Here is a 21,164-nt window from a genome sequence, read left to right on the forward strand (position 1 = left end):
ATGAGCCGGTCCGGCAACGTCTGGGACAATGCCGCGATGGAGAGCTTCTTCTCCTCGCTCAAGACCGAACGGATCGCGCGGAAAACATACCGTTCCCGCAATCAGGCACGCGCGGATGTATTCGATTATATCGAGCGCTTCTACAATCCGACACGCAGGCACTCGACCCTGGGCTATCTCAGCCCCATGGACTTCGAGAAGCAGGCTAAGGTAGCCTAACCTGGTGTCCGTGGAACCGGGGGCAGCTCACAGGCACCAATTTAAAAATAAGCTCGTGAGGTTGATCGAATCTCAAATCTCTATAGGTCCAAACTCCGTTTTGGAGACATCTCATGGCAGACGATACTACCGACTATAGCGCGATCGAACTCGCGACCGAACTCACCGTCGCCTGGCTTGGCAATCCCAACAGCCGCGTGAATGCGGATGATGTCCCGGCATTCATTCAAAAGATGCACGAGACCGTTTCCGCACTTTCAGCGCCTGCTGTCGAAGAAACGCAGCCCGATCAAACGTTCGAGTACGCTCCTGCCGTTTCGGTGCGCAAATCACTGGCGTCGAAAGACCAGATCATCTCGCTCATTGACGGCAAACCGTACAAGACGCTCCGCCGGCACCTATCAGGCCACGGCCTCACGCCTGACGAGTACCGCGCGCGCTATGGCCTCAAGTCGGATTACCCGATGGTCGCTGAGGCATATTCCGCAGCGCGCCGCGAGATGGCTAAGAAAATCGGTCTGGGCCGTAAGCCAGGGCCTCTCAAAACGAGAACTCCGGCGGTAACCGTCCCGAAAGCGCCTCGTGGGCGGCCACGGAAATCGATTGTCGCCGAGTAATCAGCAACGAACGTAGCGCTTGAAGACCTCTCACCATTGCCCGCGAGCACGCGAGCCTACCTGTCCGGGCCACTTCAGTCGCCGCAAGCTGTGGATGACACCCTCCGATCTTGTCGATCAGCGGTAAGGCTTTATGATTAGAGGCTAGTTGTTTTTCGTGATATGTGAGCGCCCAATCGGTCTCGCCAAGCCGCACGGCAAGCTATCACCAGTTCGGAGCCTTCTCCCACACCGTCCGCCAGTTTGGTCTTGCACCCATTCGGCGGCGAGCATTTAGTATCGGAGGTGATCGATCGATTCGTGAACGCGAGCGCATCGACGATCATCCGTAAACCCTCCAGCGATCCCAACCGGTGTCGCCGATTTTTGTGCGCCCCGACAGTGTGCTTGCAGTATTGGATTTTGTTTGTTCTGCGCCTGGGATCGAACCGGCCCCTCATAGGAGATGATATGCGCCGATTGAGTGTTTCGTTGATGACGGCTGCAACCGCCATCGCAGCCGCTGCGCTGAGCGCGAGCACCTCAGCGTTAGGAAACGAAACCGCTAATTACTCCTACGACGCTCTCGGCCGACTAGACGCGACCGAGCGAACCGGTGGGCCGAGCACCGGAGTGAAGATGGTGACTTGCTTTGATCGCGCCGGCAATCGCACCCGCCAGGATATCACAACGGCGAGCCCGGCTGCTTGTCCGACTCCAGCTCCAGCTCTGGGACCAAAATAGTGTCTATCCGCGGGGCTCTCGAGGGGCCCGGTGCAAAGGAGCGCGCATTTGTCTGCCATATACATTAAATAATGCAGAAACAATCACGGGGCACATTCGATGTTCAATTTGCGCGGCGTTAATTTTACGAACATCAATATCCGGGCACTAGCAATATGCCTCCATCCAGGTAGCCTGCGCAACGCTGGTCGATTATTCTCCTCGATCGCTGCTCTTTGTGCCTTCGGATCACCAGCTGCCCACGGTCAAATAGCCGCCCCAGAGTTTAGGTCAGTGAACGACCAGAACTTAAATATTCTGACGGCAACTGACGTAAATCTCCTATCTCCGACTATCGATATATCCGATCCAATAATTTCCATGAATGCTGTTGATGCCCCCATCGAATATAAGAGATATCTGCCAAAAATTGGTAGATGGATGGATAATACCTTGTACTGGATCGATTCCTCAGACCTCGCCAACATCCCCGTAATTTTGGGCGATGAGACTCACGTATTCAGTGGCGCGAACCCGTACACAACGATCAATGGCGTTAACTACAATGGTGACGGACAGGGTAATGCGCTTACCACTTTTGTGGTTAATAATACTCCATTTTGGAGATATATCGGAAGCAATGGCGTGTCAGCAGTCTTCGATGCAACAACGAAGGTGCCATCTATCATTGAATTTCCGTCCGGGCTAAAGCGAACCTATTATTACAAGGCCGGTACGACTGGATACAGTGGACCGGACGTTAGAATTCAGTCGATGATTCAGAACGACGGGACTCAACTCAAGTTCACCTACCAAACGAATGATCCTTCTTCAGTTGCAGCTTGGCATCAGGTTACATCAGTATCGATCATCAACCAGGCGTACGCTTCCTGCGACCCAATGGCTGACGCGTGCGCCTTCACTTCGAGTGAGTGGCCGACAGCAACGTTCTCCGGACCTTTGGCCGGCATGGCCCCCGCCGGTCAGACGGCGATCGAGACTACGACCACCAGCACGGGTTACGGGAAGAGTTACAAGAGGGATATGTATGGGCGCGTTATTGGCATATCCAATTCTCATACTTATTCCGAAGATTTGTCCTACTCTTATATCGGCTCGACCTATCGCGTTAGCCAAGTAACTAATGGCAGGAGCGACGTCAGAAGCTACAACGTGACGCATGATCCCACGTTCGCCAACTTCACGGAAACCATTCCGTCGAGCTACCTCGGCACGAGTGAAAGTTACTATTTCAATATCGTGACCGGCGACGGGATGCCGTGGAAGATTGTTGACAGAAACGGCCAGCCAACGTTGTACGAATGGAGTCGTCACTACCCCACAAAAGTTACTCATCCGGAGGGGAACTACGAGACTTTTACCTATAACGATAGGTTCAATATAACTTCAAAAACGTCTTTTCCAAAGACTGGCTCCTCCCTTTCCGCTATCACCCAGTATGCCTCTTATGACACGAACTGCATTAACATAAATACCTGCAATTCGCCGAACTCATACACGGATGGGAAGGGGAACGTTACAGATTGGACGTATACGTCCTATGGTAAAAAGGCCAGTGAACGCAGGCCTGCTCCGACAGCTGGTGGCGCCCGCCCGTTGACGCTCTACACGTACACACAGAAGGCCGCGTACGTGTTGGTCGGCGGCATGCTTGCTTCGACTGGAGAGCCGATTTGGATGGTTGATACTGAAACTCAGTGCCAGACCGTACCAGGAAGCAATTCGGTCACGTGCGACCCGAGCGCGAACCAGACTGTCACGACCTATTTGTACGGCGCAGACGGAACGGCGGATAATTTGCTGATACGGGGCAAGACCGTGGCGTCCGGCGGCGTGACGTTACGCACCTGTTACGAATACGACCGTTGGCGTCACAAGGTTAGCGAGACGTCGCCCAATGCTAATTTGCAGGTTTGCTCATGATCGAGATTTGCAACCGGCGCAGTTTAGCTGGCGCCTTGCTAGTGGCTTTGGCGGCACTGCCCAGCCTTGCTGACGCCCAAGCGCTACCTTCGCCATATACGACAGGAGAGCGCTATGATCTTCTCGGCCACAAGACTGGCATCCTCTACCCAGACCCCGATGGGAATGGCCCGCTGCACTATCGTGCTGTAAGAAACACATATGATTCAACAGGACGATTGATCACGGTCGAAAACGGTGAACTGGCCGCGTGGCAACCACAGGCTATTGAACCAAAAGACTGGACTGGGTTTACCATTTTTAGCCGTGTCGACTCGGCGTACGACAGCTTAGATCATAAGATACAGGAGAAGTCGCAAGAAGTAACATTATCCGGCACCACGACGCGGTCAGTGAACCAGTATAGCTACGATCCAGTCGGTAGGTTGCAGTGCGCCGCAATCCGCATGGACCCAAACCAATGGTTGTCGCAGACAGACGCCTGTGAACCCCAACTGACAGGTTCATGGGGTCCCGATCGGATCGTAAGAACCACCTACAAGCCTGCCGGTCAAATTCTCAAGGTACAGAAGGCGTATGGCGTGACCACTGCCAAAGGCTTCTCGGTCACACTCGAACAGGACTATCAGACCTACGATTATTCACCGAATGGATTGCCGGCTTACGTTATTGACGCAAACGGCAACAAGACTGCGTATGGCTATGATGGGTTCGATCGATTAGCCCTCACCGCATTCCCGAGTATAAGCACGCCGGGTGCCGCCAGTACGACCGATTACGAGCAATATAGCTATGACGCGAATGGTAATCGCACCTCGCTGAGGAAACGCGACGGGCGGACGACCACCTACACCTACGACGCGCTCAACCGGGTGATAGTGAAGGATGTGAACGGTGCCTGCGTGGCAGGTTATGCCTGCACCACGCCACCCGCCTCCGCGGTACGCGACGTCTATTATGCCTATGACGTGCGTGGGCTGCAGACCGCGGCCCGGTTCGACAGTGTGAGCGGCGCAGACGCGATTACCAACAGTTATGACGGATTCGGCCGGCCGACCTCGAGCACGACCAGCATGGGCGGGGTAACCCGGACGATCGGCCGGACCTATGACGCTGACGGCAATCGCATCCGGCTAACTCATCCCGACGGGATTTATTTCTCGTACGATTATGACGGCCTCGACCGGATGATAGCAATCCGAGAGAACGGCTCTGTGCAGGCGGCGGCCATTGTATACGACGCGCAGGGTCGCCGTGCATCTTCGACGCGGGGATTGGTGCAGACGACCTATGGCTATGATGGGGTATCGCGGCTTTCGTCGCTGACCGACGATTTCGTAGGGACGGCGGGCGACGTGGCCTCGACCTTCAGCTACAATCCGGCAAGCCAGATCGTCAGCCAGACTCGCTCAAACGACAACTACGCGTTTGCGGGATATACGACGGCGACCAATGCTTATTCCACCAACGGGTTGAATCAATATACCGGCGTGGGTGCGGGCACGCTTGGGTATGATGCCAACGGCAATCTGGCATCGAACGGCGGCACGACCTTCACGTATGACGTCGAGAATCGGCTGGTGATGACTGCTGGCACGCTTACGGCCAATCTGGTTTATGACCCGCTTGGCCGCCTGTTCCAGACATCGAGCGCGACCACTGCGGCGACTCAGCTCCTCTATGACGGTGACGACCTAGTGGCGGAATATGATGCCTCAGGCGGAATGCTAAGGCGTTACACCTTTGGCCCGGGGCCAGACGAGCCTATGGTGGCATATGCTGCTGCGACGCTGACCGTTCGCAGGCCCCTGCTAACGGACCACCAGGGCTCGATCGTCTCGGTCGCCAATCCCGACGGTACGCTGCTCGCCCTCAATACATATGACGAATATGGCGTACCGGGACCGACCAATAGTGGTGTCCGGTTCGCGTACACCGGGCAGGCACAGTTCCCGGAACTGGGGGGCATGTATTACTACAAGGCACGCATCTACTCGGCGCGGCTTGGTCGGTTCCTTCAGGTTGATCCAATTGGTTACAAGGATCAGATGAATCTCTATGCCTACGTCGGAAATGACCCAATAAATGGGACGGATCCTACTGGAACGGATTGGAAACACGATCTATCGGAGGGCTGGGACGCCCTTAAACAGATTCCCCATGATTTGGGGACACTCGCAGATGGCATTATTCACGGCGAGCTAGCGTGGGCACTAGGAGGCATGCCTCCTACGCTGGGCGGCGGTATCCCAGGGGAAGTCGTTGCGGTGTCCGCGCGCGTCTCGGCAACCCAAGCCCTATTTGCAAGAGAACTTGCGCCCGCAGCAGAACGAGCAGCGCAAATTCACGCCGCTCTGGATCCTATCGCCTACAGTATGCGCGTGACTGCGGTGTTAGACACCTCTGCAGGGCGAATCATCGCAGGTGGAGCCCGAGACCTGACCCCAGCTCAAAGAGCGTTGCTTCAAGCCGGAGAAATCGCAGCCAAGCAGCCCGGCGCCCACGCAGAAACTACCGCATTGGCACAGGCAGCCAAGATGGGAGCGACACCCAGGGCCTTGGTCGCGACGCGGGACTTTTGTGCTTCTTGCAGAATTGCTATCATTAAGAGTGGCGGGCAGATTACCTCTCCCAGAAGCGCTGTATGGCCAAGAAAGATAGAAGGGCCCTTAGGCCCGTAATTAAGGTACAATCATGCTAAAATTCTCCGATGATGACTTGTTGAGGTCACTGTCCGCGTTGCCGAGATCGAGTATTGCGACTTTTGGGTTACTTTGCACCGATCGTCTATTTCGCAGTATATCGTCAAGTTGGGAGGACACAGACCAACTTCAGATGCTCGAACGGGGTAGGGATACTATTATTAACGCCATACAGGGCCTTGGTGACGCTGCAACTAATCTGAGAGACTTTGAAAAATCCTTATTGGAACTCATACCGAAGGAGGAAGAGGATCCAAGTTATGAAGCAGCTGTCGTTGAGGATGCGATGGCCTCGATGGCCTATATCGCGCGATCCCTATATGACGACGGGCCGAGAAATGGCGCCTGGGCGGCTGCGCGGAGCTACGAAACCGCCGATCGCTTTGCCACGCAGACTATAAATGAAACCTCATACAGCGACGGAGCTGAGGATGTCATTCTGAACCACCCTATTGTCCAGCAGGAACTCTCTAGGCAACAGCGAGATTTGCTCCGATTATCGCATGCCGGTGATCATCTTAGTAAAGATGCCATTCTGGGCATTCTCGGCGAATCGTCAGGAGAGGCCGTGTTGCGTTTGACCTGAGGCCTGGTGGTTCGTTGCGACGATGGTATCGCTAATTTAGAGCGGTCAGCGTGAATAGGAATCGGGTTGGGATTCCTATTCGTCGGGCTACCGGCCCGGCCCAGGCTTGGGATTAGTCTTCTCGGTCGCAAAGGCTTACCGCCTTTGAAAAACTACACTCGTACCGGCTTCGTACCTAACCAAGGCGGGCAGACAGTTGCCCGCCTTGTCAGTTCAGCGGATCAGAACCACTCAGCGACGCCACCATGGCGCGAGCAGGTGCCAGAGCGATGGGCAGAAAAGCTCATCGTGCCATCCCTGCACTTGGCGGTAGCGCCACCAGGGCCACCTGCGTTGGTGTTCTGTCCTGCTACCGGTGCCGTGCGAGTGGCCGGTGCGGGAGCTGCACGAGGCGCTGCGGGCGCCGGGCGCTGAGCGGTCGTCGTCGGTGCCGAAGCGGCCCCTTTGCACACGGCCTTGTTGGCGTTGCCTGCCTTGGAGCAATCATAATTGCGGGTCGTAGCGGGCTTCGCGGCCGGTGCTGCTGCGGGTGCCGCGGCTGCCTTGCACACGGCCTTGTTCGCATTGCCTGCTTTCGAGCAATCATAGTTGCGCGCCGCCGCGGGCTTCGGAGTTGGCTTCGCCGCCGCAGCGGCGGCGGCTGCGTTCTTGCAGACCGTCTTGTTGGCATTGCCGGCTTTGGAGCAGTCGTAGTTGCGCGCGGCAGTCTGAGCGCTGGCCGGCGAGGCGCCGAACATAGGCAGGAGCAGCAGGCCGGCTGCGAGAATGAAGCGATTCATGTGGTCTCTCCCCAGGATAACGACCAAGTTTGGCGCCTTTCCTTGCTCCGCGCAATCAGGCCGCTGCCGCTACATGCTTACCGTGAGCGATTACAGCCAGGTCCCGACACCGCCGTGATGAGAGCAGGTTCCCCGGCGGCTCTCGCTGAAGCTCCACGAACCGTCGCGGCACTTCGCACTCGCTCCTGCTGGCGCCCGTGAGGCTTGCATTGGCCGATGGACCCGATGCCCACTACGGGCGGTGTAGTATTCGGAACTCGACCCGGTTCCGGTCGATCGGTGATAGCGCGGATGCTCGCGGGCGTCCGCTATGCCGATAAGCGTGGTCGACACCAGCACGAGCGCCGCGATCGTCCGAAGATACCTGTTCATATTAGCCCCCTCCTCCACTGGCCGTGTCCGCTCGCACCTTCGCGATCTTTCGGCCCACTTCTGTCCACACGACCATTTGGCCGCGATCGTCGCGCTCCTGCGCCTCCTCGAAGCGTCGGACCACTTCCTCTTCAGCCCCCTCCCCGTGCGAGCCCACCAGCATCGCAGCCAGGGAATAGAATTCCCACGCGGCGACCGTCATTGGTGCTGCCGAATATGGAAACGGCCTCGCACCGTTTCAGACCGGCTTTGCGCCCGGCGTGCCGCACTTCGCGAACCGCCCATTGGGTGTCTTGCAGCGGACTGGCTTCTTCGGAGCTGGCGGACATTTGATGAACTTGCCCTTCGCGTCACGGCAGGGCTTAGCGGCAAAGGTCGGCGCGCCTGCCAGCAGGGCAATCGATGCGGCGACAAGAGCGAGCTTCCTGAACATTGATATCTCCCCGAGGCAAATTTCTGTCGGCTGAAGACTATGCCGATCATGAAAACCTGCAACCATTTCCTGCGGCCGACTTCATACCCTGGGCAGGCCGTCACGTAACCCAATTCAGTCAATATGGAGGTGATTGCATTGGTGGTTTGAACGAGCGGGAGTACATTTCCGCGATGTCCGTTGCCAACGTCGCGCGCGGTCACCGGGGGAAGGTTATGCTGCAAAGGGGTAAAGGCGTCTGGTCACGTCGTGTTCGCGCGACGTATCGGATCATGGCGTTTCGTTCGACAAGCCTCGTGCGCTTCTACGTTCCGATTTTCCCGCTGCTGTGCACGCTACTCGTTCCCACATCGGCATTTGCGCAGACGATCACTCCGACCGAACGGGTACGCACCAACGTCGTGGTCCGTGCCACGCCCTCCACGCGCGCGGCGGCTATTGCGGCCTTGCTTTCTGGTCAGCAGCTCACGCTGAAGAGAGACTTGCCTTATTGGTACGAGATCGAGCTATCCGACGGCACCATCGGCTACGTCAGCAAGACATGGACGCGCATTGACATCGCTACAGCCCAGCAACCGACTGGGGCCGCAGCCTACACCATCGAGGCGGCAGACGTTGGTACCGGGCTCGCGATCCTGGTGACCGCGCCCGATTTCACTCTGCTGTATGACGGCGGCAGCAACGACGACCTCGCGCGAGGATCGACCAATCGACTGCTCGCCTTCTTACGGCTCGCCCATCCTGCCCTTCGCCGCATCGACTACCTGGTCCTCAGCCATCCCCATCGGGATCATGTCGAACTGCTCCCCGACATTTTTGACCAGTATGACATCGGCCAAGTGTGGGATTCCGGAAGGGTCAACCCCATTTGCGGCTACCGGGCCTTTCTTGAGCGCGTCGCAATCGAGCCGGGCGTCGTCTATCACAACGCGCTTGGCAGCAATGATATCTTCCGGCCGAGCTTCGCGGCACAAACTTGCTATGGACAGGCCGTTCCGGCCGAGACCCTTGCGATCGCCCGCGGCGCGGCAATGGATCAGACACCCATTATCCTTGGCACCGGCGCGCGCATGACCATTCTTCACGCCGATGGCGCCCCCTACTCGAGCCCCAACGAGAATAGCGTCGTCGCGCGCTTGGATCTCGGCCAGCATCGCCTGCTGCTGATGGGGGATGCTGAAGCCGGAGGTCGTAAGGACCCGCCTGCCACTGCTCCTGCGACAAATTCAATCGAGGGCAAGCTACTCGCATGCTGTCGCGCAGCTGTTGCCGCCGACATCATGGTCGCGGGTCACCATGGCAGCCGCACCTCATCGCGCACGCCATTTTTGGACGCGGTTGGCGCGCAGACCTTCATCATCTCTTCGGGACCAACTCGCTACGGATCGGTGACGCTTCCCGATGCGATCATTGCCGACGAGATGGCTCGTCGCGGCACGCTCTGGCGCACGGATCGCGATGACACCGCTTGTGCAAGAGCGATCCGCAAGACGGGACCTGACGTGGACGGTAGGCCTGGCGGCTGCGACAACATTCAACTCAACATCGACGCGCAAGGAAGAGTATGGGGCGCCTACGTGACGCCAGCGGAATGACATTCTGAACGCCCCGGCTCGTAAGGTCGGTAAGCACAGCGTTTCTTCGAATGCCCCTTGCGCGTTAGACTTAGCGGCCGCTCAGCCGGCTCGCAATATCTGAGGCTGCGCCAAACGTGGTACGCCGCCGCTGAATGTGCTTCAACGCCGCGCTTGGCAGGGCGGCATTGTGGGTTTCGATCGCAGGAGCCTGGCGGCCAATGCAGGTCTCGATCTCGCTCAGAGTCTCCTCAATGTAACGAACGGCCTCCTCGCCTTGAGATTGGCGAACCTCCATGCCGATGATTACGTTCTGGCCGAGCACAGTGCCTCGTGGGGGATTGAGGCCGGACTGATCGGGTTGGAGCTCGAACAACACCGCATCGCCGCTAAACGGGATAGTCTTGGTCACGCGCAACCCATCGACTGAGACCTGACCGCCGAAATGATCATTTACAGTAATCTTGATGTGCCCGGCGTCGCCAACCGCTTCGTCAAGCTTGAGCACGATCGGTTCGACCCGGCACTTATCGACAATCTTATCGACCAAGACAGCATCGTCGTGCGACGAAAAATCCGAACCGTTCAGCCGGTCAACCTCTGCGCGAACGCCCGAATCTAGGCTATTGGAGAGCGCGTCGGCGAGCGTCGCACGCTTGCCGAAGCCAGCGTAGAAAAACAGATTCCCGAGAACGGCCATGCTATTCCTCCTTTTACTAAATATATGGGAAGGCTAGACGGACATTCCACCATTCCAGAGATAAAATCAGGTCGTTGTCATTATTCCGGCGATATGCCTGGAGTATATTTACAGCCCCCGGATTAGGGTCTTAATCCAACTCATTGCGTTTTCTATCGCCCACGCAGTTTGATAGTCTGCGAGCGCTGGCGGCGGCTGACTACCGGAACCGTGTCCATGCGGATTGCGAATGTGAGTGAAGTAACCCTTCAGGAATTCGCCCTCCCAGATTGAGATAAAGCGACCGTTTTTCAGACTGATAAGGTTATCGATATAATTCGCAGCGCCCTTCTCAGAGCCCGTCGTCCAACCCTTCTCGTCACTAATAATTTTGATCGCGCTCTCAAGCGCCTTTGCCGCATGAAACGCGGCATCGGACCGACCTCCATCCGCACGATCGAGCGCTTCCTTCAACTCTCGGTCMACGTTTGCCCATTTGGGATCGCTAAGAATAGACCAGCACGGTTCGGCGTTCCTGCCCTGGGTGAGATCATCCTGAGAAAACTGAAGCATGCCGTTGTGGAAATGAAGGCCCATGTTCGCTTGGCGTAGCCTATCATTCAACTCTCGCACGGCGGTAACAACCGCCTGACGGCCTTGGCTATCAGCAGCGGGCGGCGCAGCGCGGGCGGATGCGAATAGTCCCCGAGGTGCTTCAGGTGGTGGCGTCGCAACACGCTCTTCAAATGCGCGGAACATTAATTCAGTGAGGCTCAGTCTCAGTTTTATAAAATCGTCCGTAGAACCGTGACGATCGGTCCAAAGATTATAGGGCTCCATTAGCAAACTGCCGCAAATTTTGTCGTACCCGTCTGCGTCAAGCAGTCTGCCCACTCCGAGTTCGCGAGCCAAGGCATCGTGAACCAGTTGAAAGAAACGTTGATCGGGCCTCACCGTCGGAACTAGGTCGGAAAACACGATATGTGCGACTTGTGCGAAGAGGCGGCGGACCTCTTGAGAAGGCTCCTCTCCCCAAAAAAGCCTCTCGGAATAGCGCCGCAAAAACACATCGTGGATCATGGAAACCCCTATAGCCTCACAAGAACGCTAGAACAAACCGGGATCAGTCTAGTGCCTTTCGCAGAAACGCTTCCGCTTTAGAACGCATACGTCCGACCGCGCCTCGCTCTTCCCAGCCCCCAAACGTCCCCTCGTCCACACCAGCCAGCTTCGCAGCTCGGCATATGCGCAACCCTCGCCGCCGCCTCTCAGCTCGCAGTTTCTCAGCGAGTGTCTGAGGCTCCGGCCACGGCTCATAACCCAAGAACGCGATGATGGCCGGATACTGCGCTACCATCGGCGCCTTTAGCCCCAGCTCCCAGTTGATAACGCACCGCTGGCTCACGCCCATACGCCGAGCAGCGTCGATTTGCCGCAGTCCGAGTTGTACGCGCCGTCGTTTGAGCTTCCCGCCAAGCGTGTCTCCTTCGAGCGCCTCCGCCTCAGGCTTTCTCGCGTTTGACCGCGCCCGAACACCCGGCAGTAAGAAGGCAACGCGGCCACACGGGTTCATCGCCGCGATCAGCTGCACCCGCGCCGGGAAGGTGACATGCGCATTGGCCCGCGCCACGCTGACCGTGCCGGTCTCCAGCGGCTGGCGCAGCGAATCCAGCACCGCGCGCTGGAACTCCGGCAGTTCGTCGAGGAACAGCACGCCGAGATGCGCGAGGCTCACCTCGCCCGGCTTCACCTTCAGCCCACCGCCGACCAGCGCCGCCATCGATGCCGAATGATGCGGCGCGCGGAACGGCCGGGTCCGGGTCAGCCGCCCGCCGCTCAGCGTGCCGGCGACGCTCGCCACCATCGACACCTCCAGCGCCTCGGCCGCGTCGAGCGGCGGCAGGATGCCCGGCAGGCACGCCGCCATCAGCGACTTGCCCGAGCCCGGCGGGCCCACCATCACCATATTGTGGCCGCCGGCCGCCGCGATCTCCAGCGCGCGCTTCGCCGTCTCCTGCCCCTTCACCTGCGCCAGGTCGGGGCCGAACACCGCCTCCTCGACCTCGCCCGGCTGCGGCGCGGACAACAGGCCATGTCCCTTGAAGTGGTTGAGCAGCGACAGGATGTCGGGCGCGGCGAGCACCTGCACCTGGCTCGCCCACGCAGCCTCCGGCCCTTGCGGGGCGGGACAGATCAGGCCCTTGCCGATCTCCGATGCGTGGAGCGCGGCGAGCAGCACGCCCGGCGAGGAGGCCACCCGCGCGTCGAGCCCGAGTTCGCCCACCACGACATAATCGGCCAGCGTCTCGGCATCGACCACGCCCATCGCGCCGAGCAGGGCGAGCGCGATCGGCAGGTCGAAATGCGATCCTTCCTTGGGCAGGTCGGCCGGCGACAGGTTCACCACGATTCTCTTGGGCGGCAGCGACAGGCCCATCGCGGCGATCGCCCCGCGCACCCGCTCGCGGCTCTCGCCCACCGCCTTGTCGGCCAGCCCCACCACGTTGAAGGCCGGCAGGCCGGGAATGAGCTGGACCTGTACCTCGACGGCACGCGCCTCGAGCCCGAGATACGCCACCGTCGATACGCTTGCGACCATATGCGCCTGATTCCCCCGAAGAGCGTTGTTCATACGCAGTTTTGTCCGGGAAGAAACCGGTCGAGGAAAACAGGAACCAGTGTCTTGCGAAACCAACACACCGCACCCACATCCTCTGTCATGCGCAGCACGCGACACCCGACGATCCGCTTCTGCCTGTTCTGGCTCGGCGTCCTGCTCGTCCTCGCGACGCCGCTGGTCGGCGTGATCCCGGGGCCCGGCGGCATCTTCGTCTTCGCCGCGGGCCTGGCGCTGATGCTGCAGAATTCGCACTGGGCCAAACGCAAGTTCGTCCACACCAAGCGTCGCTGGCCGAAACTCGGCCATTATGCGGACATGGGCCTGCGCCGCGCGAGCGCGCGCCGTCGTCGCGAACGCGATCGGGCAGCCCTCGAACGTTGACTAGCGCGCACTCTTTGCCTAAGGGCACCCGCTACGAGGCCGTCCGCGTGGCGGCCCTTTTCTATTCAGACGACCAGGGAATGAACGATGAAGCGGACCTTTCAGCCGAGCAATCTGGTGCGCGCGCGCCGGCACGGTTTCCGGTCGCGGATGGCGACTCCGGGCGGCCGCAACGTGATTCGCGCTCGCCGCAATCGCGGCCGCAAGAAGCTGTCGGCCTGACCACACTTCGCATACGCCGCGATTTCCTCGCGGCGAATGCGGGAAAACGCGCACCCATGCCGGGATTCGTCCTGCTGGTGCGCGATCGTGCCGACGGCGATCCGTCGATGCGAATCGGGTACACCGTCACCAAGAAGATCGGCAATGCGGTTGTGCGCAACCGCATGAAGCGGCGCTTGCGTGCGCTCGCCCGCGATCTCCTGCCCGAATCGGGCATTCGCGGCGCGGATCATGTGCTGATCGGCCGCAATGGCGGTATCGAACGCGACTTTGCTCAGCTTCGCGCCGAGTTGCGCAAGGCACTGGCGAAGGTGGCGCGGTGAACGCCCTCCCCCCTTCCGTCATGCCGGACCTGTTCCGGCATCCATGTTTCCGCACGCGTTGCGCGTCGTCTTCGGCCGCTGCGCTCGCGGCCCAATGGCTCCCGGAACAAGCCCGGGGTGACGACCGAAAGCGCAGCGAATCATGCTGACCCGCCTCCTCATCGCCCTAGTCCGCCTCTGGCAGATCGGCCCGTCGGCCATCCTGCCGCCAAGCTGCCGGTACCAGCCAAGCTGTTCAGCCTATGCAATCACTGCCCTTCGCCGCTATGGCGCGCTGAAGGGTGGGTGGCTTGCGGCAAAGCGGATCGGACGCTGCCATCCCTGGGGTGGGTTCGGTCCCGATCCGGTTCCCTGAACGCCAATGCCTGACCAACTGCCTATCACGAGCGGGAAATCACTCACGTGAATAACGACAACAAGAATTTCATCCTGTTCGCGGTGTTCGCCGCACTGATCCTGTTCGGCTGGCCGGTCATTACGGCGAAGTTCTTCCCGGCGGCCAACCCGCCCGTGACGAAGATCGAGGGCGGCAAGACCAAGGTCATCGCCAATCCGGGTGCGAGCCCGGCGGCCAACAGCAGTGCCGCGACGCGGGACCGCAAGGTCGTGCTGACCGAATCCCCGCGCGTGCAGGTTGTGACCCCGGAACTGAAGGGCTCGATCAACCTGAAGGGCGCGCGCGTCGATGATCTGGTGCTGCTGAAGTACAAGGAAACGATCGACAAGAACTCCCCGCCGATTCGCCTCCTGTCGCCGTCCGGCACCAAGGATGCCTATTTCGCCAGCTTCGGCTGGTCGGGCGACGGCATCTCGGTCCCCGGTCCTGACACGGTCTTTACCGCCAGCGCGCCGGTCCTGGCGCCGGGCAAGCCCGTGACGCTGAGCTGGTCCAACCCGACCGGCCAGAAATTCGTGATCCGCCTGGCGGTCGACGAGCATTTCATGTTCACCGCCGATCAGGTCGTGATGAATGGCGGCGCCGGCGCGGTGAAGATCGCCCCCTATGCGCTCGTCTCGCGCGCAGGGCCGGGCGCCGATGTCGACACCTGGACCAACCATATCGGGCCGATCGGCACCTTCGGCAACGGCACGACCTACGACATCACCTATGACAATCTGCACGGGAAGGAGCCGAGCTTCTTCGGCAAGATCTTCGGCAACAGCGGGCGCCCCGGCGACAATTATTTCGACACCACGGGCGGCTGGGCAGGCTTCGGCGACAAATACTGGCTGGCGGCCGTGATCCCCGACCAGAAGGCGGCCGTGCATTCCGGCTTCCGCGCCACCGCCCCGGGCACCAACTTCCAGGCGGACGTCTCGCGCGCCGCCCTCAGCATCGCGCCCGGTCAGCAGATGACGATCACGACTCACCTGTTCACCGGTGCGAAGGAAGTGAACACGCTCGATCGCTACGAGGATAATCTCAAGATCCCCCATCTCGGCAAGGCGATCGACTGGGGCTGGTTCGAAGTCGTCGAAAAGCCGATCTTCAAATATCTCGACTGGCTGTTCCGCATGGTCGGCAATTTCGGCCTGGCGATCATCCTGCTCACGGTCACGATCCGCGGCCTGATGTTCCCGATCGCCCAGCGCCAGTTCGCCTCCATGGCCAACATGCGCGCGATCCAGCCCAAGATGAAGGCGCTGCAGGAAAAGCATAAGGACGACAAGCCGCGCCAGCAGCAGGAGATCATGGCGCTGTACAAGGCGGAGAAGGTCAACCCGCTCGCGGGCTGCCTGCCGACCTTCCTGCAGATCCCGATCTTCTACGCGCTGTACAAGGTGCTGCTGCTGACGATCGAAATGCGTCACCAGCCGTTCGTGCTGTGGATCAAGGATCTGTCGGCGCCCGATCCGGCGACCATCCTCAACCTGTTCGGCTATCTGCCGTTCACCCTGCCGCATTTCCTGGCGATCGGCGTCATCCCGGTCCTGCTCGGCATCTCGATGTACTTCCAGTTCAAGCTGAACCCGGCCCCGATGGACGACGCACAGAAGCAGGTCTTCGCGCTGATGCCCTGGGTGCTGATGTTCGTCATGGCGCCGTTCGCGGTCGGCCTGCAGATCTACTGGATCACGTCGAACACCCTCACCATCCTCCAGCAGCGCCTGCTCTATGCGCGGCATCCGGGGATGAAAGTGGCAGTAGTAAAGTGACCCATGGCTGACGCATTCGAACCCGAACTGATCGAGGCCGCGCGAAAGACCTTCGCCGGCCCGGTCACCTTCCTGAAATCGGCGCCGAAGCTCGAATTCCTGCCCGACGCGTCGGTGCCGGAAGTCGCCTTTGCCGGCCGATCCAACGTGGGCAAATCCTCGCTGCTCAACGCGCTGACAGGCCGCAATTCGCTCGCCCGCACGTCGAACACGCCGGGCCGCACGCAGGAGCTGAACTTCTTCGACGTGGGCGATCCCCTCGCCTTCCGGCTGGTCGACATGCCCGGCTATGGTTTCGCCAAGGCGCCCAAGGATATCGTCAAGAAATGGCGCTTCCTGGTGAACGACTTCCTGCGCGGCCGGCAGGAGCTGAAGCGTGCCTTGGTGCTGATCGATGCGCGCCACGGCATCAAGGAAGTCGACCGCGAGATCCTCGAGATGCTGGACAAGGCCGCCGTCAGCTATCGCATCGTCCTGACCAAGGCCGACAAGATCAAGCCGACCGAGCTCGCCGAGGTCGCTGCGCAAACCGCCGAGGAAGTGCGCAAGCGCCCTGCCGCGCATCCCGACATTCTGGAGACGTCGAGCGAAACCGGTCTCGGCATCCCCGAGCTGCGCGCCGCAGTAATTGAAGCGATCGGCTGAAATCTACGAGAATCCCCCTCGCACTGATTCAACTTCCGTTGCATATCGCTACCCATAAAAATGGGAGAGACGCGATGACCATCACTACCGGCCTGCAGATCAGCTCGCTGATCACCCCCGAAGGCGAGCTGCGGCTGACGCTGGACGATGTCGCGATCCCCGCGCCCGCCGCTGACCAGATCGTCGTCCGCATGGAGGGCGCGCCGCTCAATCCGTCCGATCTCGGCCTGCTGCTCGGCCCGGCCGACCTCACGACGATCGCGGCCAGCGGCACCGCCGACCGGCCGGTCGTCACCGCCTCGGTCAACCCGGCCTTTCTCCCCTCGCTCCAGGCGCGCATCGGCGAGGCCATGGCCGTCGGCAACGAAGGCGCGGGCGTAGTAGTCGATGCCGGCGACGATGCGAAGCATCTGATCGGCCGCACCGTCGCGATCCTCGGCGGGTCGATGTATTCGCAATACCGCGTCATGCGCGCCGGCGAGGCGCTTGTCCTGCCGGAAGGCACCACCGCGGCGCAGGGCGCCTCCTGCTTCGTCAACCCGCTGACCGCGCTCGCCATGGTCGAGACGATGCGGGCAGAGGGCCACACCGCTTTGGTCCACACCGCCGCTGCCTCCAACCTCGGCCAGATGCTCAACCGCATCTGCATCGCCGACGGGGTGCCGCTGGTGAACGTGGTGCGCAGCGAAGCGCAGGCGAAGATCCTCACCGATATCGGCGCGAAATATGTCGTCGACAGCACCGCGCCCGATTTCCGCAACCAGCTGATAGATGCGCTGATGGAAACCGGCGCGACGCTCGCCTTCGACGCGGTCGGCGGCGGCCCGCTGGCCGGGCAGCTCATCGGTGCGATGGAAGTCGCCGCGACCCGCAAGATGACGTCGTACAGCCGCTACGGCTCAACCACCCACAAGCAGGTCTATATCTATGGCGTGCTCGATACGCGCCCGACCGAGATCGGCCGCAACACCGGCATGGCCTGGGGCATCGGGGGCTTCCTGCTCACCTATTTCCTGATGAAAGCCGGGCAGGAAACGGGCCAGCGCATGCGCGCCCGCGTCGCCGCCGAGCTGACCACCACCTTCGCCAGCCACTACACGTCGGAAATCTCGCTGGCCGAGGCACTCCAGCCCGACACGATCGCTGCCTATGCGCGCAAGGCGACCGGCGAGAAGTTCCTGATCAACCCGAACAAAGGCCTGTAACGGCGCGCCGGGTGCGGGAGTTGCCGCCCGCGCCCGGCCCGTCTATCCACCCGCCCATGCTAAAGCTCATCATCGGCAACAAGGCCTATTCCTCCTGGTCGCTGCGCGGCTGGCTCGCCTGCAAACAGTCGGGCCTCCCCTTCGAGGAGGTGGTCGTCCCGCTTTACGACGCCGACTGGGACAAGCGCCGCGAGGGCGACGAATTCGCCCCCTCCTCGGGCAAGGTGCCGATCCTGTGGGACGGCGATGCCGTGGTGTGGGACAGCCTGGCGATCGTCGAATATCTCGCCGAAAAGACCGAACGCGCGAAATTCTGGCCCGAGGACGACAGCGCGAGGGCAATGGCCCGCTCCATGGCCGCAGAGATGCATTCGAGCTTCACGGCGCTACGCCGCAAGCACAGCATGAACATCCGCCAGGTCTTCCCGCCCAAGCACCCCGACGAGGATGTGCTTGCCGATCTCGGCCGCATCATGGAGCTATGGGCACAGGCCCGTGCCCGCTTCGGCGGCGACGGCCAGTTCCTGTTCGGCGAATTCGGCGCGGTCGACATGATGTACGCGCCGGTCGTCACCCGCATCGTCACCTACAGCCTGCCGATCGCCCGCTTCGCCGCCAGCTATATGGATGCGGTGATCCAGCACCCCTTCATGCAGGACTGGATCGCCAGCGCACAGGAAGAGGAATGGGTGATCGAGAAGTTCGAGGTGCCGGCCGCCTGACGCCCATTACGGTATGATATCGGCCTTGCCGCCTCTTTCACTGGCGCCCTCTGGCACCTTGTTCGACCAGCAAGGTTCCAGCGCCCTGAGCATGTGGTCGATCCATTTCGACAATTCCGTATCGGTATTGCTCTCCATATACATACGGCCGCTGGACTGGCCGCTCACCGAACTTGAATCGACATATAATCTGTAAATCCGACCATCCAGTACGATCTCGCCCCCTTCATCCCGTCCATCTCGAAAAGGCAGCACCGGGGACGGCAATTCAATACGACGAACATCTTTGAGCAAGTCTAACGCGGCCGGACAGCTCGCTCCATCCGCCCACCGGAAGCGCATGTTTGTCCATGGTCCGCCCTCGATGGCGGCAAGGAACCAGACATTCTCCACGTCTGAATCCGTGTCGGACTCGATCATCCCAACACGCACCGTAATGTCTTCGCTCTTTTTAGCGATCGAATGACCGCGATTGAATTTGAGGAAGCCCGGCCCGTCCTCACCCCACTCCTGGGCAGACACGGGTGAAATCGCGCAGAAAAGGGCCGCAAGGGCCGCAACCGCTGCAGCCAAAGGAGTCACCGGTTTAATTGTGATCGACTTCATTTGAATTCACCCCCGTCCTTTCGCCGAAACCCCTTCCCCGGAAACAGATGCATGTCGATGTCGGGATAGTGGCAGTCGGTCTCCGATGGCCGCCCGACCGCGACGAACACGCAGTCAGCATCGCTGCGGTTCTGCAGCACATGCCCGTTACCGTCATTCTTCGGGAAGGCAGCACAATCGCCGGGCCGCATCACCGTCTCGCCGCTGTCGTCGACCAGCACCGCCTCGCCCGCGATCATCACCAGGAACTCATCCTCGCCTTCATGCCAATGTCGCTGGGACGACCAGGCGCCCGGGTTCAGGGTGACGTGGCTCACCCCGAAATCGCTCAGGCCCGATGCGGGCGCGAGACGGCGGTACCAGCGGCCCTGCACCTTCCCAGAATGTGGCGGCGGATAGCCGGTCGCATTGGTCTGCGGGATTGTATCGAGATCGAGCTTGGGCAATGTCCGCTCCCATGGATGCCATGACCACAATGCCCGATGTCGTCGCCCTCACCAAGGCGTTGATCGCCTGCGAAAGCATAACTCCTGCCCAGGGCAGCGTGTTCGACATACTCGAGGCGGCGCTCCTCCCGCTCGGCTTCGACGTCGACCGCTTCATCGTCGGCGAGGCACCCGACGGGCCGGTCGAGAATCTGCTCGCCGTGCGCGGGAGCGACGGCCCGCATTTCGCCTTTGCCGGGCATCTCGACGTCGTCCCGCCCGGCGCCGGCTGGACCAGCGGCGCGTTCGAGCCGGAGGTTCGCGGCGGTCTGCTCCACGGGCGCGGCGCGGTCGACATGAAGGGCGCGATCGCCGCCTTCGTCGCTGCCCTTGGCCGCGCACCCACGACAGGCATCCAGAGCCTGATCATCACCGGCGACGAGGAAGGCCCCGCCATCTTCGGCACGCGCGCGCTGATCGACCGAATGAGAGAACGCGGCCTGAAGCCCGATTTCTGCCTGGTCGGCGAGCCCACCTCGGTCGCGCGGCTTGGCGACATGATCAAGATCGGGCGGCGCGGCTCCGTCAATATCTGGATCGATGTCCCCGGCAGGCAGGGCCATGTCGCCTACCCGCATCTGGCCGACAATCCGATCCCGAAGCTGGTGGCAATCCTCGCCGAGATCGATTCGATCGTGCTGGATGAGGGCAATGACTGGTTCCAGCCCTCCAATATCGAGGCGACCGACATCACCGTCGGCAACCCGGCGACCAATGTCATCCCGGCCCACGCCTCGGCCCGGCTGAGCATCCGCTACAACGACCTGCACAAGGGCGACGATCTCGCCGCGCTGATCGAGGAGATCGTGCACCGCCACGCGCCGGAAGCGACGATGATCGCGCGCGTCTCGGGCGACGCGTTCCTGACGGCACCGGGCGCGCTCTCGACCCTGATCGGCGACGCGATCGAGGCACGGCAGGGCGTCAGGCCAGAACTGTCGACTACCGGCGGCACGTCCGACGCACGTTTCCTGTCGGCGCTCTGCCCCGTGGTCGAGTTCGGATTGATCAACGCGACGATGCACAAGCTGGACGAAGCGGTGGCAATCGACGACCTGGTCGCGCTGACCGACATCTATGCCGATATCATCGGGCATATCGGCAGCCCCGAAGCCACCAGTTAAGCGATTCAGAAGAATCGCGATTCCTCGCGACTCGTGGTGACTCCCGGGTTTTTGATGGACGAGAGTC

Annotated in this window: 24 protein-coding genes; 15 read left to right on the forward strand and 9 right to left on the reverse strand. The window is 60.6% G+C overall.

Annotation, left to right across the window (positions count from 1 at the left end; all coding sequences use genetic code 11):
• The 5 genes from AC1DT7_RS19970 to AC1DT7_RS19990 form a co-directional block, all read left to right on the forward strand.
• Window positions 1–219 (forward strand): IS3 family transposase (locus AC1DT7_RS19970; RefSeq protein ID WP_478037933.1); only part of this gene is annotated, 219 nt, incomplete at its 5' end.
• A gap of 113 nt (window positions 220–332) precedes the next feature.
• Window positions 333–836: a Ros/MucR family transcriptional regulator gene (locus AC1DT7_RS19975; protein ID WP_478037934.1), complete on the forward strand. Its 504-nt coding sequence runs from the start codon at window positions 333–335 to the stop codon at window positions 834–836.
• Between the two features lie 996 nt (window positions 837–1,832).
• Window positions 1,833–3,482 (forward strand): hypothetical protein, encoded by a 1,650-nt coding sequence (locus tag AC1DT7_RS19980; protein WP_478037935.1) that lies wholly within the window; start codon window positions 1,833–1,835, stop codon window positions 3,480–3,482.
• Window positions 3,479–6,163 carry an RHS repeat-associated core domain-containing protein gene (locus AC1DT7_RS19985; protein ID WP_478037936.1) on the forward strand — a complete coding sequence of 895 codons (2,685 nt, stop codon included), beginning with the start codon at window positions 3,479–3,481 and terminating at the stop codon, window positions 6,161–6,163. The genes AC1DT7_RS19980 and AC1DT7_RS19985 overlap by 4 nt, the downstream gene beginning before the upstream one ends.
• A 154-nt stretch (window positions 6,164–6,317) precedes the next feature.
• On the forward strand, window positions 6,318–6,770 hold the full coding sequence (locus tag AC1DT7_RS19990) for a hypothetical protein (protein ID WP_478037937.1): 453 nt from the start codon (window positions 6,318–6,320) through the stop codon (window positions 6,768–6,770).
• A 221-nt stretch (window positions 6,771–6,991) separates the two neighbouring features.
• Here AC1DT7_RS19990 and AC1DT7_RS19995 read toward each other — a convergent pair whose 3' ends face one another.
• The 4 genes from AC1DT7_RS19995 to AC1DT7_RS20010 form a co-directional block, all read right to left on the reverse strand.
• Window positions 6,992–7,549 carry a DUF3761 domain-containing protein gene (locus AC1DT7_RS19995; RefSeq protein WP_478037938.1) on the reverse strand — a complete coding sequence of 186 codons (558 nt, stop codon included), beginning with the start codon at window positions 7,547–7,549 and terminating at the stop codon, window positions 6,992–6,994.
• 90 nt (window positions 7,550–7,639) lie between these two features.
• Window positions 7,640–7,921 carry a DUF3761 domain-containing protein gene (locus tag AC1DT7_RS20000; RefSeq protein ID WP_478037939.1) on the reverse strand — a complete coding sequence of 94 codons (282 nt, stop codon included), beginning with the start codon at window positions 7,919–7,921 and terminating at the stop codon, window positions 7,640–7,642.
• 1 nt (window position 7,922) lies between these two features.
• Window positions 7,923–8,123 (reverse strand): hypothetical protein, encoded by a 201-nt coding sequence (locus AC1DT7_RS20005; RefSeq protein WP_478037940.1) that lies wholly within the window; start codon window positions 8,121–8,123, stop codon window positions 7,923–7,925.
• A 36-nt stretch (window positions 8,124–8,159) separates the two neighbouring features.
• Window positions 8,160–8,354, reverse strand: coding sequence for a hypothetical protein (locus AC1DT7_RS20010; RefSeq protein WP_478037941.1), 195 nt, complete (start codon window positions 8,352–8,354; stop codon window positions 8,160–8,162).
• Between the two features lie 173 nt (window positions 8,355–8,527).
• Here AC1DT7_RS20010 and AC1DT7_RS20015 point away from each other — a divergent pair, with 173 nt between their 5' ends.
• Window positions 8,528–9,949 carry an MBL fold metallo-hydrolase gene (locus AC1DT7_RS20015; RefSeq protein WP_478037942.1) on the forward strand — a complete coding sequence of 474 codons (1,422 nt, stop codon included), beginning with the start codon at window positions 8,528–8,530 and terminating at the stop codon, window positions 9,947–9,949.
• A 70-nt stretch (window positions 9,950–10,019) separates the two neighbouring features.
• Here the strand turns inward: AC1DT7_RS20015 and AC1DT7_RS20020 are convergent, their stop codons facing one another.
• The 3 genes from AC1DT7_RS20020 to AC1DT7_RS20030 all read right to left on the reverse strand — a co-directional run bounded on the left by AC1DT7_RS20020 (window position 10,020) and on the right by AC1DT7_RS20030 (window position 13,206).
• Window positions 10,020–10,628: a hypothetical protein gene (locus tag AC1DT7_RS20020; protein ID WP_478037943.1), complete on the reverse strand. Its 609-nt coding sequence runs from the start codon at window positions 10,626–10,628 to the stop codon at window positions 10,020–10,022.
• A 108-nt stretch (window positions 10,629–10,736) separates the two neighbouring features.
• Window positions 10,737–11,687 carry a hypothetical protein gene (locus tag AC1DT7_RS20025; RefSeq protein ID WP_478037944.1) on the reverse strand — a complete coding sequence of 317 codons (951 nt, stop codon included), beginning with the start codon at window positions 11,685–11,687 and terminating at the stop codon, window positions 10,737–10,739.
• A 43-nt stretch (window positions 11,688–11,730) separates the two neighbouring features.
• The gene (locus AC1DT7_RS20030) at window positions 11,731–13,206 is read right to left on the reverse strand and encodes a YifB family Mg chelatase-like AAA ATPase (RefSeq protein WP_478037945.1); all 1,476 of its coding nucleotides are present in this window, start codon (window positions 13,204–13,206) and stop codon (window positions 11,731–11,733) included.
• 84 nt (window positions 13,207–13,290) lie between these two features.
• Here AC1DT7_RS20030 and AC1DT7_RS20035 point away from each other — a divergent pair, with 84 nt between their 5' ends.
• The 8 genes from AC1DT7_RS20035 to AC1DT7_RS20070 all read left to right on the forward strand — a co-directional run bounded on the left by AC1DT7_RS20035 (window position 13,291) and on the right by AC1DT7_RS20070 (window position 18,882).
• Window positions 13,291–13,608 (forward strand): hypothetical protein, encoded by a 318-nt coding sequence (locus AC1DT7_RS20035; protein WP_478037946.1) that lies wholly within the window; start codon window positions 13,291–13,293, stop codon window positions 13,606–13,608.
• A gap of 87 nt (window positions 13,609–13,695) precedes the next feature.
• Window positions 13,696–13,830 (forward strand): 50S ribosomal protein L34, encoded by a 135-nt coding sequence (gene rpmH / locus AC1DT7_RS20040; protein WP_010162954.1) that lies wholly within the window; start codon window positions 13,696–13,698, stop codon window positions 13,828–13,830.
• Between the two features lie 11 nt (window positions 13,831–13,841).
• Window positions 13,842–14,153, forward strand: a complete 312-nt coding sequence (rnpA, locus tag AC1DT7_RS20045; protein WP_478037992.1) for a ribonuclease P protein component — start codon at window positions 13,842–13,844, stop codon at window positions 14,151–14,153.
• A gap of 142 nt (window positions 14,154–14,295) precedes the next feature.
• On the forward strand, window positions 14,296–14,508 hold the full coding sequence (gene yidD / locus AC1DT7_RS20050) for a membrane protein insertion efficiency factor YidD (protein WP_478037947.1): 213 nt from the start codon (window positions 14,296–14,298) through the stop codon (window positions 14,506–14,508).
• 47 nt (window positions 14,509–14,555) lie between these two features.
• Window positions 14,556–16,310 (forward strand): membrane protein insertase YidC, encoded by a 1,755-nt coding sequence (gene yidC, locus AC1DT7_RS20055; protein ID WP_478037948.1) that lies wholly within the window; start codon window positions 14,556–14,558, stop codon window positions 16,308–16,310.
• A 3-nt stretch (window positions 16,311–16,313) separates the two neighbouring features.
• Window positions 16,314–16,955, forward strand: a complete 642-nt coding sequence (yihA, locus tag AC1DT7_RS20060; RefSeq protein ID WP_478037949.1) for a ribosome biogenesis GTP-binding protein YihA/YsxC — start codon at window positions 16,314–16,316, stop codon at window positions 16,953–16,955.
• A 74-nt stretch (window positions 16,956–17,029) separates the two neighbouring features.
• The gene (locus tag AC1DT7_RS20065; RefSeq protein WP_478037950.1) at window positions 17,030–18,160 is read left to right on the forward strand and encodes a zinc-binding dehydrogenase; all 1,131 of its coding nucleotides are present in this window, start codon (window positions 17,030–17,032) and stop codon (window positions 18,158–18,160) included.
• A 56-nt stretch (window positions 18,161–18,216) separates the two neighbouring features.
• Entirely contained in the window at window positions 18,217–18,882 is a 666-nt protein-coding gene (locus AC1DT7_RS20070) for a glutathione S-transferase family protein (RefSeq protein WP_478037951.1), read from the forward strand.
• Window positions 18,883–18,888: 6 nt separating this feature from the next.
• Here the strand turns inward: AC1DT7_RS20070 and AC1DT7_RS20075 are convergent, their stop codons facing one another.
• Window positions 18,889–19,488 carry a hypothetical protein gene (locus AC1DT7_RS20075; protein ID WP_478037952.1) on the reverse strand — a complete coding sequence of 200 codons (600 nt, stop codon included), beginning with the start codon at window positions 19,486–19,488 and terminating at the stop codon, window positions 18,889–18,891.
• On the reverse strand, window positions 19,485–19,934 hold the full coding sequence (locus AC1DT7_RS20080) for a cupin domain-containing protein (protein ID WP_478037953.1): 450 nt from the start codon (window positions 19,932–19,934) through the stop codon (window positions 19,485–19,487). The genes AC1DT7_RS20075 and AC1DT7_RS20080 overlap by 4 nt, the downstream gene beginning before the upstream one ends.
• Window positions 19,935–19,954: 20 nt before the next feature.
• Here AC1DT7_RS20080 and dapE point away from each other — a divergent pair, with 20 nt between their 5' ends.
• Window positions 19,955–21,097 carry a succinyl-diaminopimelate desuccinylase gene (gene dapE, locus AC1DT7_RS20085; RefSeq protein ID WP_478037954.1) on the forward strand — a complete coding sequence of 381 codons (1,143 nt, stop codon included), beginning with the start codon at window positions 19,955–19,957 and terminating at the stop codon, window positions 21,095–21,097.
• Window positions 21,098–21,164: the final 67 nt, after the last annotated feature.

This window comes from Sphingomonas sp. P3_C6 (genome assembly GCF_056402595.1).